Below are 17,196 nucleotides of genomic sequence, written 5' to 3'. Positions count from 1 at the left end.
TTTTATTTAATAGGAAAACCATGTGAGCGTTGCAAGACAAGGCTGAGAGTAATTGTTCATGGTGCTGAGTTCTTGATTGATGGTATCAAGTCGAAAAAGAGCAGACATATTAAATGAATGAACTGAATAGCATGAGCTATTTGCATTCAAATACGATAGTCACAAATGTGACCCTCGTTCAACAAAAATGACAGCCTTGAACTGTCATCTTACCAAGCGGTATAATGAGTAAAGTCTAAGAACAAGGTATTTACCACCTTTAAAGAGGTTGAGGGTTCTGATGGATATCAGATAAGATATTCAACTGACAGGAAGTGTTCCAAGAAATCTACAAAGACTAAGAATATAAAAGTCAAATAATTATAAGGTAAAAATAAATGGATAAAAAGGGTAGTTATATTTCGATACCGGAAAAGATAATTATGTTTCTGGTAGCATTTATGTCGGTCATTATCATGTGCGGAATAGTCTATAATCTGCGGGAGATGACCTTTGTAAATGAGAAATATAAGCCCTTTTTATTTTTTGGCGGAGCAGGTCTTTCTGTGGGCTTTTTCCTGTTCCTGAAAAAGTGGTTTGGAGCTATCGACAGACTCTCAAAAAGGGGACAGATACTGCTTACAGCTATTCTGTTCGTAATCCACTTTTTAGTGTCAATGTGGCTTTTTGCAAATATTGATTACAGACCAAATACAGATAGTCTCACAGACATAGACCTTGGCTGGTTTTTGAGGGATAACACTTTGGATGAGTCAAACAGCCACATCAGATGGATCAAGACGATTCCGAATAATTATTTTTTGATTCTGACCTTTAAACAGCTTGCGGCTATTGCCGGTAAAATTGGAATTAAAAGCATAACTGCATATCTTTGGCTGGTTAATTATTTTCTTTTATTTATAGGGACAGTGCTGACATTTTTGTGTGCTCTTGAGTTATCAGAGCATGCCATGGCAAATAAGACATTGTCTCTTATCGTTTTAAATCCCATATATTATTATCTCGCATTTTGGGTATATAGCTCATCTATGAGTGTTCCGCTGCTTATGGGAATATGCTATGTGCTTTTGAGGATATACCGTGAAGAGAACATCAGGAAAAAGGCAGCACAATGCCTGATTCTGGCTGTGCTTATTATTCTTGGCTTTCAGATAAGAGTTACCGCTGTATTTCCGGTGATAGCTTATGTAGTGATGCGATTTTTTGATTTGTTTGATAAAGACAAAAAAGATACAGGTAAGCAGGTATTAACCCTGCGTGTGCTTTTTGCGCTGTGTGTTTTGGTGGTTTCATTTGTCGGAATCAAGGCGATAAATGGACATATCTCTGACATTTTCGGCCCTTATCAGGAGTATAACCTCCCTATCACCAGATTGCTTTTTGTGGGATCACATGGTGATGGAAGTATTAAGACCGAATACGAGGACAATGGCTTTGACTATTCAAGACTTTATGGAAAGAGCAAGGAAGAAAAGTCAAAAATCTATATAGAAGGCATCAAATATAATTATAAAAGATTAGGCCCTGTAGGAACCTGCAAGCTGTGGGCGAATAAGCTCAGGGTAACTTTTTCTGATGCATTCCCCTCTGTGGTCTCAAGGACTTTTTCCGGTACCTATTCCGGTCAGATATTTGAGATTTTAAAAGGCGATGTTGGAGAATTTTTTGCCTATGTATATAGGATGATCCTTATTGTGGGGATTTTCCTGTGCGCGTGTTTTTGCCTGAAGGGATGGGGAGAAACTGACAGGAGAACCGGTCTTTTGCTGATAACCATGTTTGGGACAATGCTCTTTTACCTGATATGGGAGGTAAAAGGAGATTACGCGGATTCTTTGCTGCCGCTTATGGCGATATTGTGTGCTTTTGGAATAGACAGAATGCCAAAGGTTCATGAAATTACAGATAAGCGGGCTGTGAAAGTGGTTGGTAGTGCTGTTTTTTGCGTCTTATGTGTTGCTCTTTTTGTCATAATGATTTCGAATGCAAAGTATACACATAACAGGATAAACGGAGATACCTACTCAAGGAGCGATGATAATATTTCTTTGGAAGTAGGAGAACAGGTAGTACTCAGACAGAACTTTTACTGCTCGGATGTGTTTAACAGGATTGTGATACGGGCAGAGAGTGAGGAAAAGTCCGCTGATTATCAGATATCACTTTATGACCAGGCTGGTAATACGGTGTACGATACTGTGATCAACTCAGGCAAGATCAAGAAGAGCAAAATAAAGCTTGATATGGATGATATTGTACCTTCCGGGAAGAATAGCGAGTATCTGTTGGAAATAAAGAGGCTTGAGGGAGAAGGGGCAAATATCACTTTTTACACCGGGGATAATTATTATATAGATTCCTATGATGGTAGCCTGACTATGGGAGATGTAAGCTATGTGGATGATCTCTCATTAAAGGTGGAGTACTGCAGTGAAGGACCCTTTGTTCCGCTTTTATATGTGGCAATCATAAGTGTGTTATGTTTGGCTATGTGCCTGTTTGGAATAGGTGTATATTGAATTTCTTCGTAATGGTCTATGAACAATTCCTGTAGTGTATTGTGTTTCATAGATATCATTATGAAGGATTTAGGGCACTTTTTTTATAAGGTCTTGGCCACATTATTGTAGTAGGCAGAGAACTTTCTTTTTGTGGCATAGGAGCGGAAAGCCTCATCCCTAACAATGCAACCGAGATGGCAGACGCTGTCTTTGACTTCGTGCCTTATGATTATGGCAAGAGCGGTAACTACCTTGGTCTTTGACTGACTGCCCTGATTGTAATTATCTGCAAACTGGAACATGAATGTCCCATGCACTTCAAATTTGTCTTTATCACTAATAGGGATATCTATCCCGATGCTCTCTTCACTTATATCTGTGATCTTACCGCTTATTTCCTCGCCATTAGGCGCAAACAGCACAACCGCAGTATCTGAAAGCTCAAACCTGTTATAAAATCGTCTATCCTTTATCATAAGATATTCTCCCATGTTTTGTGGTTTATAAATCATATTATACGCTGTGTAAATAAAAAAACTACTGTTTCTGATTTTATTCAATATTTATTTATAGTAAGTTTATATTTCTATGAAAAAGGCTGACATATTGGGTAATTCCTTATATAAATATAAAAAGTATAAAATAATGCAATAGGACTTTGGATTATGATTGGGGTTAAAATGATAGCAAACCTTTGTCTTTGCTGCATTTGCATAATAAACGAAATTATAAACATTCTATAAACTTTATAAACTGCTTAGAAACCGCATGGCTACTGTATTGACAATAAAAATATCGCGGTGCTAGAATCATAGCTGTCACGAATTCACGGTACGATATACCGTGCAATAATTTTTTCTATGAGTGGAGGTAATCTATATGATGAAATTCTCTAGAATTGGTGCTACTGCGCTTGCATTGGCACTGTCTGTAACGTTCCTGACTCCTTCAACAGTATCAGCTGCTAATGAGAAGAATTATGATGCGGAATATGAAGTTGGATTAGGTAATGTGAGAACAAGCACATACTATGATGATGATCTTGTTAGTGTAGATAATAAGAAAATTGCAGAATATGCAACTAAAGCAGAAGCAGAAAAAGCATTTGCAGATGCAGGATATAAAGAAGATGATGGATATTCCGTTAAAAACTGGGTAAAGGGTGGAAAGGATGTTTGGGTTATCATCCAGAAAATCTATAAAAATGAAATCACCGGCAAAACAGCATCTAAAGAGGAAGAAGTTGTAGATAAGTATGCCAGTGAAGTCCAATTTGATAAAACAATTAATATTAAAAAGGGTGAAGTAACGCTGCTTAGAGTTTCATTGATCAATGGTGATACTGCTATTAAGAAGGTAAAATCTTCAAAGAAAAAGGTTGTTACAGCGGCTCTTGATAAGAAAAATACAAGTAAAATGGAGACAAATGAAAACGTTTCCTATTACATGTTAGAAAAAGATAACGATGGTAATTACTTCTATTATACATCCCTTGGAACAAAGGTGATTATTCCAAAGGATAAGGAAGGTGATCCGGATACTTCATCTAATGAGTATAAAAATTCAAATGCTTCAAGTGCGAGTGTTGGAATTAAACTTACAGCTAAGAAGCCGGGAAAGGCAAAGCTTTCTTTTGATGTGTACAATAAGAACGGAACAAAGACTGGTACAGCTTCTATAACAGTTGTAGTTCAATCTGATGATGATGTATTCAAAACATTTTCATATGGTGGTAAGTCTCTTATTATGAAGAACTATGGCGATAGCAATTATATAAATGATGGCCGAGAAGTAGGTGGAAGCGATAATAACTTTACAGATAAGAAGAAGGGTAAACTCGTTATAAAGGCAAATAATGGCATTAAGATTGTTAAGATCGAAATAGGTAAGCTTTCCAAAAAGAGCTTCAATGGAGTAGTAAATGATGACGATGGAACATATGAAAATATTGATGATGATTTTGAAACTAGAACTGCATCCGGTAAGAGCACTTATCATCCTGTAGACCTTAATGGCGATGGTGACTTCCTTGATACAATTTATGGTATATCTGAGAAAAACGGAGAAGCATTTACTTACAAGAAGTTTAAGTCAGGAAAGACCCTCAAGCTTTCAACAGTTGGCGTATCATCTACTGGTAAGAGCAGTATTTCTTATAAGAAGTATGTTAAGAATGCTAATGATGAACTTGTTTATTTTAACTCAACAGGTACATCACAAAGTAATCTTGCACCTACAGTAATTCGTGTTACATACTATGATAAGGAAAATAAGTCTTATCGTGTTACGACTAAAACTCTTTACACAACAGCAAAGAATTCTAAGAAATAATTAGTTAACTCTTATATCAAGTATACTCATATAATAATTCTGTTATAAGATATGATATGTTTGTGACAAAACTATCTCGTATGCTTGATGTGATATCACCCCGGAGCCGTCTGCTCCGGGGTTTCTTTATGGGGGCTTAACTCTTAACAGGGACTTTGCTTTTATGTAGGGGCTTATCTTTTCCGAAGGTGCATTGCTTTTTATGAAGGTGCTTATCTTTTCTGAAGGTGCTTTGCTTTTTTTATGAGAGGGCTTATTATTTTTCGAAGGGCATTGCTTTTATGCAGGGGCTTACCTTTTCCGAAGGGGCTTTGCTTTTTTATGAGAGGGCTTATTATTTTTCGAAGGGCATGCTTTTATGCAGGGGCTTATCTTTTCTGATCAGGCTATTCTTTTTAGTCCTTATTTCATGGAATGGCATTTTGGGATGAATTATTTTTGCAAAAATTAACGGAATTACGTCATTGATTCATCCATAATTGTATATCTGCTAATTTAGTATGACAATTCAGGGATATTTTCTGCAAAAATCAATTGATACTAATATTTTGATTCATCTAATAATGCGGATTTTAAATAATTAGATGAACTGCGTCTTATAAGATACTCTAAATATCGAGTAGAAGTAATCCAATTATGCAAAAATGATAGAAAAGTATGAGTTCTTGAATGATATTTCAGAAACCCGCACTAGCTGCGGGTTTCGTGAGAACATGATTCAGGAGGCAAATAGGCCCGCGACGAAGTCGCATTGGAATGGCCTATTTGCAGGCATCTTGAATCTTTGATTCAAGAAGCCATGAGTTCTTGAATGATATTTCAGAAACCCGCACTAGCTGCGGGTTTCGTGAGAACATGATTCAGGAGGCAAATAGGCCCGCGACGAAGTCGCATTGGAATGGCCTATTTGCAGGCATCTTGAATCTTTGATTCAAGAAGCCATGAGTTCTTGAATGATATTTCAGAAACCCGCACTAGCTGCGGGTTTCGTGAGAACATGATTCAGGAGGCAAATAGGCCCGCGACGAAGTCGCATTGGAATGGCCTATTTGCAGGCATCTTGAATCTTTGATTCAAGAAGCCATGAGTTCTTGAATGATATTTCAGAAACCCGCACTAGCTGCGGGTTTCGTGAGAACATGATTCAGGAGGCAAATAGGCCCGCGACGAAGTCGCATTGGAATGGCCTATTTGCAGGCATCTTGAATCTTTGATTCAAGATGTCATGACTTCTTGAACTCAAATCGGAAAAAGCGTTCAAGAATCTCTGTAGACTTTTGCCGGTTACAGGCATTTATATCGTAAAAGACATTAGGAATTGAATAATTTTGTTTGCAACCATTTAATTAAGATTACATTAAATTTATATAAAGATGCCAGATATATACAAGGCTGGTGCTATAATGAAATTCAATGAAACTACTCATAACAAACAGATTTGTCTTACACTCTTAAAAAGAGTACCGGGAGTTTTCTATGTCGAATTCAATAATCAAGGTATTATCTGCTATATTGCCTGTAATAGTAATGATATATGTTGGTGTGTTTTTGAGGAAAACTCAGTGGATTTCACGCAAGGGGATAGATGATATTAAGTTCCTTGTTTCCAGGATCATGCTGACGGTGGCTGTTTTTCATGCACTTGCCACAGCAGATTATACGGGCAAAACAGCGATATTGGTAGTTGTCCTTTTTATTGTGGAACTTCTTACATTTGCATGCGGATTCCTGATAAGGCCTTTGTTCAGGGCCGACCGCGCCGGGTATATTCCGTTTCTCATGAGTCTGTATGAGGGCGGTATGCTGGCATATCCGCTTTATTCCAATCTTTGCGGCACGGATGCCCTCTCTAAAATCGCGCTTCTTGATATTTCCGGATTACTATTTGGATTTTCCATATGGATGGGGATGTTGCAACAGCAGGAGAAAGGAGAAAGTATATCTCCTAAGGCGCTGATTATGTCTGCGCTGCATACTCCTACATTTATAGGAGCTGTGTTGGGCGTAACCTGTGGCATAACCGGTATCATGAAATGGTTCCTTGCTCAGCCTGTTAGTTCTATCTATCTGGGCTGTGAACATATCATTGTAGCACCTCTAAATGCAATGATACTATTGGCAGTAGGATATGATATAGATTTCCATCCGGAAAAAATAAAAGAGGTAATTAAGCCTGTTATCTGGCGTCTTCTGATTCAGAGCTGTGCCATTGCTGTGGTTATCTTTGTGATTTTCAGGTTATATAAAGGTGACCTTGAATTTATAATGGCTGAAGTGATTTATATGAGTGTTCCTACAACCTTTTCAATGCAGACATATATCAGGAATCCTGAAGGATGCTCCTATGTTTCAAACACAAATTCAATTTACATGATAATCACTATCATTGCTTATGCTATTTGTGCGTTTATTTACCATATGGCTTGATTTGCTTCGTGAGGGTATAATTGTGTTTTTATTTTTTATTAATATGGTTTTAATGGCACTTGTTTTTGGTAATAAGTAAAATAATTATAAGTAACTGTGTGCTTTTATGGGAAATTACTTATGAAGAGGCGTAAATACGGATTCAGCTACGTCAGGTTTGCAATTTATATTGCAGTGCTTGTACTGTCAGCCGGAATAATAATCAGCATATTTTACGCACTTTATGATGTGTCAAAACAGAACATCATAGGCAGTTGGCGCAATAAGACCAGAGAAATGGCTCAGGAATTTAGCACCTATCTTATGATGCCTATGGATGCTGTGTCTTTTTCTGCTGCAAGAATCAATGCCATGACTAAAAGCGGCACTACAACGGAAGAAGTAGGTGCTTATCTGATTCATGAAACTGAGATTTATGCGGCTGTCATTAGAGATAATACCACCGGAGTTTATGGCTATTATAAGGGAACATACCTGGATGGAAGCGGATGGATTCCACCGGAGGACTACGATCCTTTGAGCCGTCCCTGGTATATTGGTGCAGTTAAAGGTGATGGGGAAATTGTGGCAATAAAGCCCTATGTAAATCTCCAGACCTTTACATATATGATGTCCGTAAGTCAGCTCCTTGACGATAAGGAGAGTGTGGTCTCCATGGATATTTTCATAGACGGAGTCCTTAGAATGATAGATGAAATGGCTGCGGATCCTGTTATTAAAGAAGCCTTTGTAATTGACAATGATGGCTACGTCATTGCTCATTCGGACAAATCCTATATAGGCAAACATTTAAGTGATGATGGTGAAGAACTTGATGAAAAGTTGTATGCGGCACTTGAGCAGGCAGATGGCGATTTTATAGATTTAAATGGGCATGGTCTGTCCGATATTACTTTTATTGAAGATATCAATGGTATATGGAAAACGGTGGTTGTTCTCGATAAACAGGCAACCTTTTTCCCGCTAAGATCAATTTATCTTATTTCCGGTTCACTTCTGCTATTGGTGACAGTAGCGCTGATCATTCTCTTTGGATACCTCAACTTAAAGCACAGACATACAGTGGAGCTGAACAATGAGGTTGAAGCAATCGCTGACATCTATGCGACAGTATTGAAAATAGATCTGAAAAAAGATACCCTGCATATGATCAGAGCTAATGAGGATGAAGATACTTTACTGGCTAATCATATGCCCAAGAATTTTAAACAGAATGCCGAGGCGATGGCGATGGAGATGGCATCAGATCAGTCAAAGGAACTGGTGGTACGCTTTATGGATCCCGAGACGCTTGATAGCAGAATGAGAGGAGTCAATTCTATATCGCAGGAATTTTTGGATTACAAAGGACGCTGGATGCGCATCAGATTTATTGCCGTTGAGCGTGATGAAAAGGACAACCTTTCTCAGGTCCTCTTTGCATTTGAATCGATTGATGAAGACAGAAAGCGACAGGAAAAGCTTAAGAAAATCTCAGAGACAGACAGTATGACGGGTATCAGAAACAGGGGAAGCGGCGAAGCTGAGATAAAAAAGATGATGGCAGAAGGCAGAAAGGGAATGTTCTGCGTTATGGATGCAGATAACTTCAAAGCCATAAATGACAACTTTGGCCATAAGACAGGAGACAAAGTAATTATTGAGATTGCAAATTGCCTTAGAGAATCATTCAGGGATACAGATGTGGTTTTCAGACTTGGCGGTGATGAATTTGCAGCTTTTTCAGAGGGAGTAACAGAACCTGAGACCGGAAGGCAGATATTGAGCAGATTCTTTGGCAAAATTGATAACATAGATATACCTGAGCTTGGGGACAGAATAATAAGTATCAGCGTCGGAGCAAGCTTCTATCCGGCTAACAATAATGATTCCTTCGAAGCACTTTATTCAAGGGCAGATGAAGGGGCCTATGAGAGCAAACGAAAAGAGGGCTCATATGTTACATTCAGGCTGGTGGATAAGTAGTTAAAACTAATACAAAACTAATAAAGTACTAATACAGAACGGACCTAATTTCTTCAGAAGTTAATTAGCAGTTTTTTATAGCATAGGAAATTGCTTTCCTATGCTATAAAAAACACTCCGTGAGGATGCGCACTCGCGCGAAAGGAATATGTTGCATGCTGCAACCGCGCTCGGCGCGAGAATGTCGCGAGCGACATTCTTTTTTATAGCAAAGACTTCAGTGATTCTATCAGATCAGAACATTCCTTTTTATGGACAAAGAGGATGGTGGTTTGCAGGTAGTCCTCATCGATGGGGCATACTATTAAGCCTTTGCCACATTCCTTTTCAAGTGATTTGGGAAAAATGGCAACAGCCTTGTTATTCTTGGCCCATAGAAGGGCGGTTCTGGTATCATCGCATATGCTGAAAAAGTTCGGCTCGAGATTCTTTTTCTGGAAAGCTTCAGTGAGAAGTGTGTGGTATCTTCTGTAAATTGACAGAGGGTACTCTGATAGTACTTCGAGTGATACTGCTTTATCAGATTTGAAATTATTTTTACTTTTGATAAGAGCTTTTGGAAGCGCTGCTACCATGGGCTCTTTTCTTATTGGTATTTCTTCAAAATTTTTCTCTGTGATTGGTGTCCTTAGAAAAGCAGCATCGATGACATTGGTATCCAAAAGCTGCTGAAGCTCAAAGGTAGAACCATCATATATTTGAAAACGCACGTCGGGATGACGGTCTGAAAACATGGCAAGAGTATCCGATACTACAGGAATCGTAGATGGCGTAAGGCCCAGGGACAGCGACCTGTGCTGACCGGCTTTTATTACATCTGTTACTGCAGCATCTGTCAGCTTTAGGATTCTTGTGGCATGCTGATAAAAAATGGCTCCGGCTTCAGTCAGGGTTATCTGTCTTGATCCTCTGGTTAATAGTACAACTCCAAGTTCCTCCTCGAGTTTTCTCATGGACATGGACAGAGGCGGCTGACTCATGTGCAAAATTCCGGCGGCACGGTTGATGCTGCCGGCGTCTACAATTGTCTTAAAATATTCCATCTGCTTTAAATCCATCATCGCTCCTATATATAAAAAATATAATAAATCAATATTTTTTATATTTTACATATACCTGGGATAAGTATAAGCTAGTAGGAGTATTGAAATCAAGGATATATAATGCATAAACAGCTTTAAAAGCAAAGATATATATAGCATAAACGACGTTGAAATTAAGGTTACTGTTCAGACAGCTCTGCGCACTTGCTGCGCTGAGCGTGAGAATGTTCTACGTCTTGAATATAGGATTTGCCCCTTTGCCGAAGGCAACTGGAATGGGCAAATCCAGTTGCTGTGAGCACCGTAAGGTGTGAACAGTAACAAATTAAGGCTTTATAAGAATAAGCGCTTTTTGAACAAAGAATTATTATGGAGTAACACAATGAAACAGATTGACTTTAAAAATGGCAGCACATTAAAAAATATACTGGCAACTGCAGTTCCCATGCTTGTAGCACAGATTCTTAACCTGCTCTACAACATAGTGGACAGAATATATATAGCCAGAATCCCTGTAATAGGAACGGTTGCTCTTGGGGCAGTGGGCTTGTGTTTTCCTCTTGTTATTCTGATCACAGCTTTTACCAATATGTACGGAAGCGGCGGCGCACCGCTGTTTTCAATTGCAAGAGGAAAGGGTGATGACCGCGAAGCGAAGGGAATTCAGAACACCGCTTTCTTTCTTCTGGTATCGACAGGTATTATACTTACGGTATTTTGTGAGATTTTCGGAAAGCCTATATTATCACTGTTTGGAACTTCTGATTCAGCGATGATTTATGCCCTTCCTTATCTTAGAATTTATCTTCTTGGAACGATTTTTTCAATGATAGCCACGGGAATGAACCCATTTATAACAGCCCAGGGATTTTCACTTGTAGGTATGACAACTATAGTTGTAGGAGCTGTAGCAAATTTTGTCTTAGATCCGGTATTCATATTTGTATTAAATCTAGGAATAGAAGGCGCAGCCATAGCTACAGTTTTGTCCCAGGCATTATCGGCTATATATGCACTTAAGTTTTTGTTTGGGAATAAGTGTGAGTACAGAGTCCATCTGCTTAACAAGGATGAGATCAGGCATTGCGGAAGAAGAGCCCGAAATATCATAGCACTTGGAACAGCTGCCTTTATCATGCAGTTCACCAATGCTGCTGTTCAGATATCCTGTAATAATGTACTTGCGGACGTGGGAGGAGATATATATGTTTCCATAATGACCATAGTCAACTCTGCCCGTCAGATGATGGAAACGCCGATACTTGCCATTTCTGAAGGCGCTTCTCCGATCATCAGCTATAACTATGGAGCTCGAAGATTTGGCAGGATCAAGCATGCCATTATGATAATGTTCGCATTGAGCTTTGGATATACAGTTATGGTATGGCTGGTTATAAGATTCTTCCCTGCAATGATAATAGGAATATTCAGCAGTGATACGACTATTCTTGAAGATGCCATACCTGCGTTTAATCTGTACTTTTCAACATTTATATTCATGACCTTTCAGCACGCAGGTCAGGTCACCTTCAAATCTCTTGGACGAAAAAAGCACGCTATCTTTTTCTCACTTTTCAGGAAGGCTATGATAGTGGTTCCTCTGACCTATTTACTGCCCTATGTATTTAATATGGGAACGGATGGGGTATTTGCTGCAGAGCCGATAAGCAACGTGGTAGGAGGACTTGCATGCTTCATAACCATGATATTCTGCGTCACCTCCATGATGAAAAATGAGCAGAGCGCCAACCTTGAATCTGAAGCTATCTGAAAAACTTTCCACATCCACAACCCCTGCGAGCCCCATTTCATCTGCTTGCGAGGCTATTAAAACAGTGGGAGTTTGTATATATGCCGCCCAAAGCATGTTTGAGATCTATGCCTTGGAATCCATCGTTCCTCCGTTGCTTGCTCGTTATGCTCGCTTTGTTTTCTAAAATACCGGCGCCACTTTTTTATATGCATGCTTCGAAAAAAACTTGCAGGACGCAAATTATGTTGTTATGGGCGTGGTCATTGCTCGCAAAGCGAGCTACCACAACAAAAAAGCAAGTATTCCCGAGCTAGCTCGAGGATACTTGCTTTTTTTGTTGTAGGTGCTTCGCACCGTATGACCACGCCTTTATATAGATAGAAGCGTCCTGCTGCAAACAGTTTTCTGCGCATGCCCAAAAGTGGCATTGCCGGTATTAGAAAACAAGCGCTCACATACAATCGCCGCAACGGAGAAACGAATGGTTCCCGGCATAGAGCGAGTTCTGCAGGGCGGCATATGTCTATACAAACTCTCACTGTTTTAATGGTAAGCCGAGCGCAGATGAAATGGGGCTCGCAGGGGTATGTGGGAAGTGGGAAGTTTTACAGACCAATATATTTTTTTCTGAGATATATGCCAAGACTTACAAGGCCCAGGGTCTCTGTCAAATGGAATATAAGAGATGACCACACGATACCGATGCTGTAGCTTCCGATGGTTATGGTCTGCATTCCGATAAGGACAATTGAGAGCATGAAAAGTGATATTAGTATAAGTGCCGCAGCTTTCAGCTTTCTGTCATGCAGGAATATTCCGGTGATAAAGGCGCCCAGGAGAAGAGCTGTGAGCATACTTATATATTTAAAGCCATGAGTCGTGTTATATATCTCTGTAAATTTATGGTTAAGTGTAGGACTAAGAAAGCTTACTGTTGTCAGCTGCAAGATGAACTGCCTGTAGACAAGAGAACTTATCTCATATATAGCTCTTACGCCCACAAGTATTACGCCCCATAACTCCAGCAGCTCGAATATGGATTCACCTGACAGGGCAGGGATGTTTTGGCCCATAACCTCCTGTTGCAACAGAGCCATGCTAAGCTTATCCGATTCTTCTATCAATGACATTGCACGGTTGAGTTTGATCCAGTTATAAGCAAAAACGAGCATCATAAAAAGAACCGTGAAAAAGGATATGACCACCTGCCCTACCAGGATTTTTGTATTAACCATATCGGGATAGGCGGAATTACCTGCGCGGATGATTTTTCTCATTATAACCAGTATGAAGTTTGAGATAATATTTATTCCGGATGCCAGGAATAAAGAATTGGATAAATAATGAGTATTCTTATTTATAAACATAGTTATATTTTATTACGTCAATATTTAATTGCATAGCCCAAATGGCCTGCATTATATTTCATATTCCAATTGCTGTGATCACCGTAAGGTGCGAGCAGTAAAACTTTCTGACATAATTCACAATAAATAAAGATTACAATCATTCAACATGCCATATGTATTGCACACAATCTATATGCTACAATAATAGTTGGCATATTTTTTTTATTATAAACAGGCTATTTTTCTTGGCCTGTAAAAGTAACGCATATTGGAGGTAGGATATGGATAATTCGTTTCCGCAGATTAAGACATTCTTTGGCTTTGGATGTATGAGACTGCCTATGAAGGGGACTGAGGTGGATATTGAGCAGTTCAAGGATATGGCAGACTACTTTATTGAAAATGGTTTCAATTACTTTGATACAGCTCATGGATATATAGATGGTAAGTCTGAGAAGGCTATAAAGGTCGCAGTTTCCGACAGATATTCAAGAGATAAGTTCTTGCTTACAGATAAACTGACAGAACCCTATTTTAACAAGGAAGAGGACATAAGACCTTTCTTCCAGAGTCAGCTTGATGCCTGCGGAGTTGAGTACTTTGACTTTTATCTTATGCATGCACAAAATGCCAAGAACTTTGAGCATTTCAAGAAGTGCAGAGCATATGAGACAGCATTTGAACTTAAAAAGGAAGGCAAGATAAAACATGTGGGACTGTCCTTCCATGACAGTGCAGAGGTTCTTGATAAGATTCTCACAATTTACCCTGAAGTAGAGATAGTACAGATTCAGTTCAACTATCTGGATTATGAGGATCCGGGAGTTCAGAGCCGCAAGTGTCTTGAAGTGTGCAGAAAACATGGAAAGCCCGTAATAGTAATGGAGCCTGTAAAGGGCGGAAACCTTGTAAAGCTTCCTGAGGAGGCACAGAAGGTATTCGATGAGACAGGAAGCGGCTTATCAAATGCAAGCTATGCTATCAGATTTGCGGCCAGTCAGGAGGGTATCAGAATTGTTCTCTCCGGAATGAGCGATATGGCCCAGATGAAGGATAACGTTTCCTTCATGAAGGACTTTAAGCCTCTTGATGAAGCTGAGATGGGCGCTATTGCCAAGGTTACAGGCATCTACAAGGGACTTAATACTATTCCCTGCACATCCTGTCACTACTGCGTAGAGCAGAATCATTGCCCGAAGAATATCATGATTCCTGAGATTTTCTCATGCATGAATACCAGAAAAATATTCAATGACTGGAATCAGAAGATGTATTATGAAAATGTTCTTACTTCAGATGGTAAGGGTAAAGCAAGTGAGTGTATCGGCTGCGGTGGCTGTGAACGAGCTTGTCCTCAGCATCTTGAAATCCGCTCACTTCTTAAGGAAGTTGCTGCTGAACTCGAGTAACTTCGTAGGATATGACTTCAAGAAGTCATATTTAAGTGAATGTCTTGCCCCGGAAGCTGCGTTTGTTGCAACTTCCGGGGCTTTTTATCTGCAAAATACTTACTCTTTTCTATTGCCATTAGCTGAATAATGAAAAAATTAAATCATTATTTTTCAATATTTAATTGCTTTTTTATTAAATAAGTTCCCCAAATATTGTATGATTTAATAGTAAAATTATGTATAAAATCGGTGGCATTTTGGCTTTTAGGATACAGACATGCGCATTCACATTAATGATGAGATCAGAAAAAGAATACAGCTCGCAGCATTCGTAGTATTGTCTATCATGGCAAATATACTGTTGTATTTTGCCATGTATAAGACTCGTATGCCGTTTTTTCTTGATACTGTTGGAACTATTCTTGTGACATTGGTGGCGGGACCTTATTTTGGGATAATGACCGCAGTTTTTACCAATTTTTTCAGCATGTTCTTTAATACCGAAACAATTTACTATTCAGCAATAAATGCACTTATTGCAGTTGTTACTTATTGGTTTGCAAGGCGGTATTCTTTAAAAAAGATAACCTTAATAGTGAGGTATGTATTTATACTGGCGACTTTGACCGGAGTGTTAAGTACGATCATACATCTTTTGCTTGGCGACCTTGACAGCACAGTAATTGGAAGACAGGCCATAAGCATTTCCGAGACCACCGGAATACCGTATTTACTTCTGGAACTGATATTTAATATTACTGTTAATATTGTAGATAAGGCTATAACGGCTGCAGGGGCGATTCTCATAGTCAGAATTATTCCCAATAAGGCCATTCACAGATTAAGGACAATTACCTTCAAACAGAACTGGGATGAACTTGATAGTTATGATGCCCTTGAAAAAAGCAGAACTGATAGTAAAAGATCAGATATCAAACGTTCGGTTCGTTCCAGAGAGACCTATTCACTTCTTGTAACGTCAGTTACTATAGTAGTTGCCATGTCCTGGATAGGTTTGACGCTATATTACAACAGCTCTAAGCAGTCAAGCATTGACAATGCATATGATGCTGCAATATTTGCAGCAGATATGATAAACCCGGATATGATAGATGAGTACATAGAGAAAGGATATGATGCGCCGGGGTACACTATGGTGGAGGAATTCCTTATGCAGGTAAGGGATAATGCTCCGGATGTTGATTATTTATATGTGACCAAAATAGAGGAAGACGGCTTTTATATGGTTTTTAATCCCTATAAAAAAAATGAGAATCGCCGGGTGGAGCCCGGGGAATTATTGCCGTACCTTGATTATTTTAAACCCTATATATCGGCACTTATGGCGGGAGAGGAGATTGAGCCTATAGAATATCCTCAGGATGGCAAGAGGGTTATGAGTATAGCTTATCCCGTCAGAAATGACATAGGTGATACTGTCTGCTACGTTAATTGTGATATTTCGCTGGATTATATAAGAGCATATATAACCAATTTCGTCATCAGGGTGCTTCTCATAATGGCAGGACTTCTCATAATGCTTATAGCTTACGAACTCTGGCTTACCAGCATTTATACAACCTATCCCATAGCCAGTATGACCAAGTGCATGGATCAGTTTGCAGAGCGAGGCGATGATCAGTCGGTACTTGATGAGAATGTCAAGATAATCCGTTCTCTTAATATCCGAACAGGTGATGAGATTGAAAAGCTTTACCAAACTCTGTGCGATATGACTCTGAATCAGGCTGAGCAGATGCGCAATATCAGACGCCTCACCGAGTCCACCATGAAAATGCAGGACGGACTGATCCTGACAATGGCAGACATGGTCGAGAGCCGTGATTCCGATACAGGCGCACATGTCCAGAAAACAGCGGCATATGTCAGCATAATTGTAGAGGGACTTAAGAAAAAGGGCTATTATCCTGAAAAGATAACACCAAAATTTATTTCTGATGTAGTAAGGTCTGCACCTCTTCACGATGTGGGAAAGATAAATATATCAGACAAGATTTTAAATAAGAACGGCAAACTGACAGCGGAAGAGTTTGAGATAATGAAAACTCACACCACAGCCGGAAAAGAGATCATAGAAAAAGCAATTAATACAGTTAAGGGTGGAAGCTATCTAAAGGAAGCCAGAAACATGGCAGGATACCATCACGAGAGATGGGACGGAAAGGGATATCCTGAGGGGTTACACGGTGAGGCAATTCCCTTGTCAGCCAGGATAATGGCGGTTGCCGACGTATTTGATGCACTTACTTCCAAGCGCGTATATAAGCCGGCCCTTCCGCTTGAAGAAGCTGTAGACATTCTTAAGGATGGTGCGGGATCGCAGTTTGATCCAAAGTGTGTTGAGGTTTTTTTGGATTCTATGCCTGAGGTTATGGTTATCCTTCACAAGTACAATCAGTAGGGTGGAAATCAGAG

At 39.4% G+C, this 17,196-nt stretch carries 10 protein-coding genes; 7 read left to right on the top strand and 3 right to left on the bottom strand.

Annotated elements, in window-relative coordinates; genetic code table 11:
* Positions 1–377: 377 nt before the first annotated feature.
* Positions 378–2,519, top strand: a complete 2,142-nt coding sequence (locus ACHCNF_RS05185) for a hypothetical protein (RefSeq protein WP_408071724.1) — start codon at positions 378–380, stop codon at positions 2,517–2,519.
* An 83-nt stretch (positions 2,520–2,602) separates the two neighbouring features.
* Here ACHCNF_RS05185 and ACHCNF_RS05180 read toward each other — a convergent pair whose 3' ends face one another.
* Positions 2,603–2,977 (bottom strand): hypothetical protein, encoded by a 375-nt coding sequence (locus tag ACHCNF_RS05180; RefSeq protein WP_408071723.1) that lies wholly within the window; start codon positions 2,975–2,977, stop codon positions 2,603–2,605.
* 403 nt (positions 2,978–3,380) lie between these two features.
* Between ACHCNF_RS05180 and ACHCNF_RS05175 the strand changes: the two genes are divergently transcribed.
* The 3 genes from ACHCNF_RS05175 to ACHCNF_RS05165 all read left to right on the top strand — a co-directional run bounded on the left by ACHCNF_RS05175 (position 3,381) and on the right by ACHCNF_RS05165 (position 9,224).
* Positions 3,381–4,832: a hypothetical protein gene (locus ACHCNF_RS05175; RefSeq protein ID WP_408071722.1), complete on the top strand. Its 1,452-nt coding sequence runs from the start codon at positions 3,381–3,383 to the stop codon at positions 4,830–4,832.
* Between the two features lie 1,476 nt (positions 4,833–6,308).
* Positions 6,309–7,259, top strand: coding sequence for a permease (locus tag ACHCNF_RS05170; protein ID WP_408071721.1), 951 nt, complete (start codon positions 6,309–6,311; stop codon positions 7,257–7,259).
* Between the two features lie 120 nt (positions 7,260–7,379).
* Positions 7,380–9,224, top strand: coding sequence for a sensor domain-containing diguanylate cyclase (locus ACHCNF_RS05165; protein ID WP_408071720.1), 1,845 nt, complete (start codon positions 7,380–7,382; stop codon positions 9,222–9,224).
* Positions 9,225–9,427: 203 nt separating this feature from the next.
* Here ACHCNF_RS05165 and ACHCNF_RS05160 read toward each other — a convergent pair whose 3' ends face one another.
* The gene (locus tag ACHCNF_RS05160) at positions 9,428–10,285 is read right to left on the bottom strand and encodes a LysR family transcriptional regulator (RefSeq protein ID WP_408071719.1); all 858 of its coding nucleotides are present in this window, start codon (positions 10,283–10,285) and stop codon (positions 9,428–9,430) included.
* Positions 10,286–10,649: 364 nt separating this feature from the next.
* Here ACHCNF_RS05160 and ACHCNF_RS05155 point away from each other — a divergent pair, with 364 nt between their 5' ends.
* A complete protein-coding gene (locus ACHCNF_RS05155; RefSeq protein WP_408071718.1) occupies positions 10,650–12,038 on the top strand; it encodes an MATE family efflux transporter in 1,389 nt (462 codons plus the stop codon).
* Positions 12,039–12,625: 587 nt separating this feature from the next.
* Here the strand turns inward: ACHCNF_RS05155 and ACHCNF_RS05150 are convergent.
* Positions 12,626–13,297, bottom strand: coding sequence for a hypothetical protein (locus tag ACHCNF_RS05150; RefSeq protein ID WP_408071717.1), 672 nt, complete (start codon positions 13,295–13,297; stop codon positions 12,626–12,628).
* 353 nt (positions 13,298–13,650) lie between these two features.
* Between ACHCNF_RS05150 and ACHCNF_RS05145 the strand changes: the two genes are divergently transcribed.
* Entirely contained in the window at positions 13,651–14,778 is a 1,128-nt protein-coding gene (locus tag ACHCNF_RS05145; protein ID WP_408071716.1) for an aldo/keto reductase, read from the top strand.
* Between the two features lie 259 nt (positions 14,779–15,037).
* On the top strand, positions 15,038–17,182 hold the full coding sequence (locus tag ACHCNF_RS05140; protein WP_408071715.1) for an HD domain-containing phosphohydrolase: 2,145 nt from the start codon (positions 15,038–15,040) through the stop codon (positions 17,180–17,182).
* Positions 17,183–17,196 lie beyond the last annotated feature (14 nt).

It is taken from the genome of Butyrivibrio sp. NATIVEDY162 (assembly GCF_045999815.1).
Taxonomy (GTDB): Bacteria; Bacillota; Clostridia; order Lachnospirales; family Lachnospiraceae; genus Butyrivibrio.
Note: the sequence above shows the minus strand (reverse complement) of the source record. Positions and strands in the feature narration are given on the sequence as shown.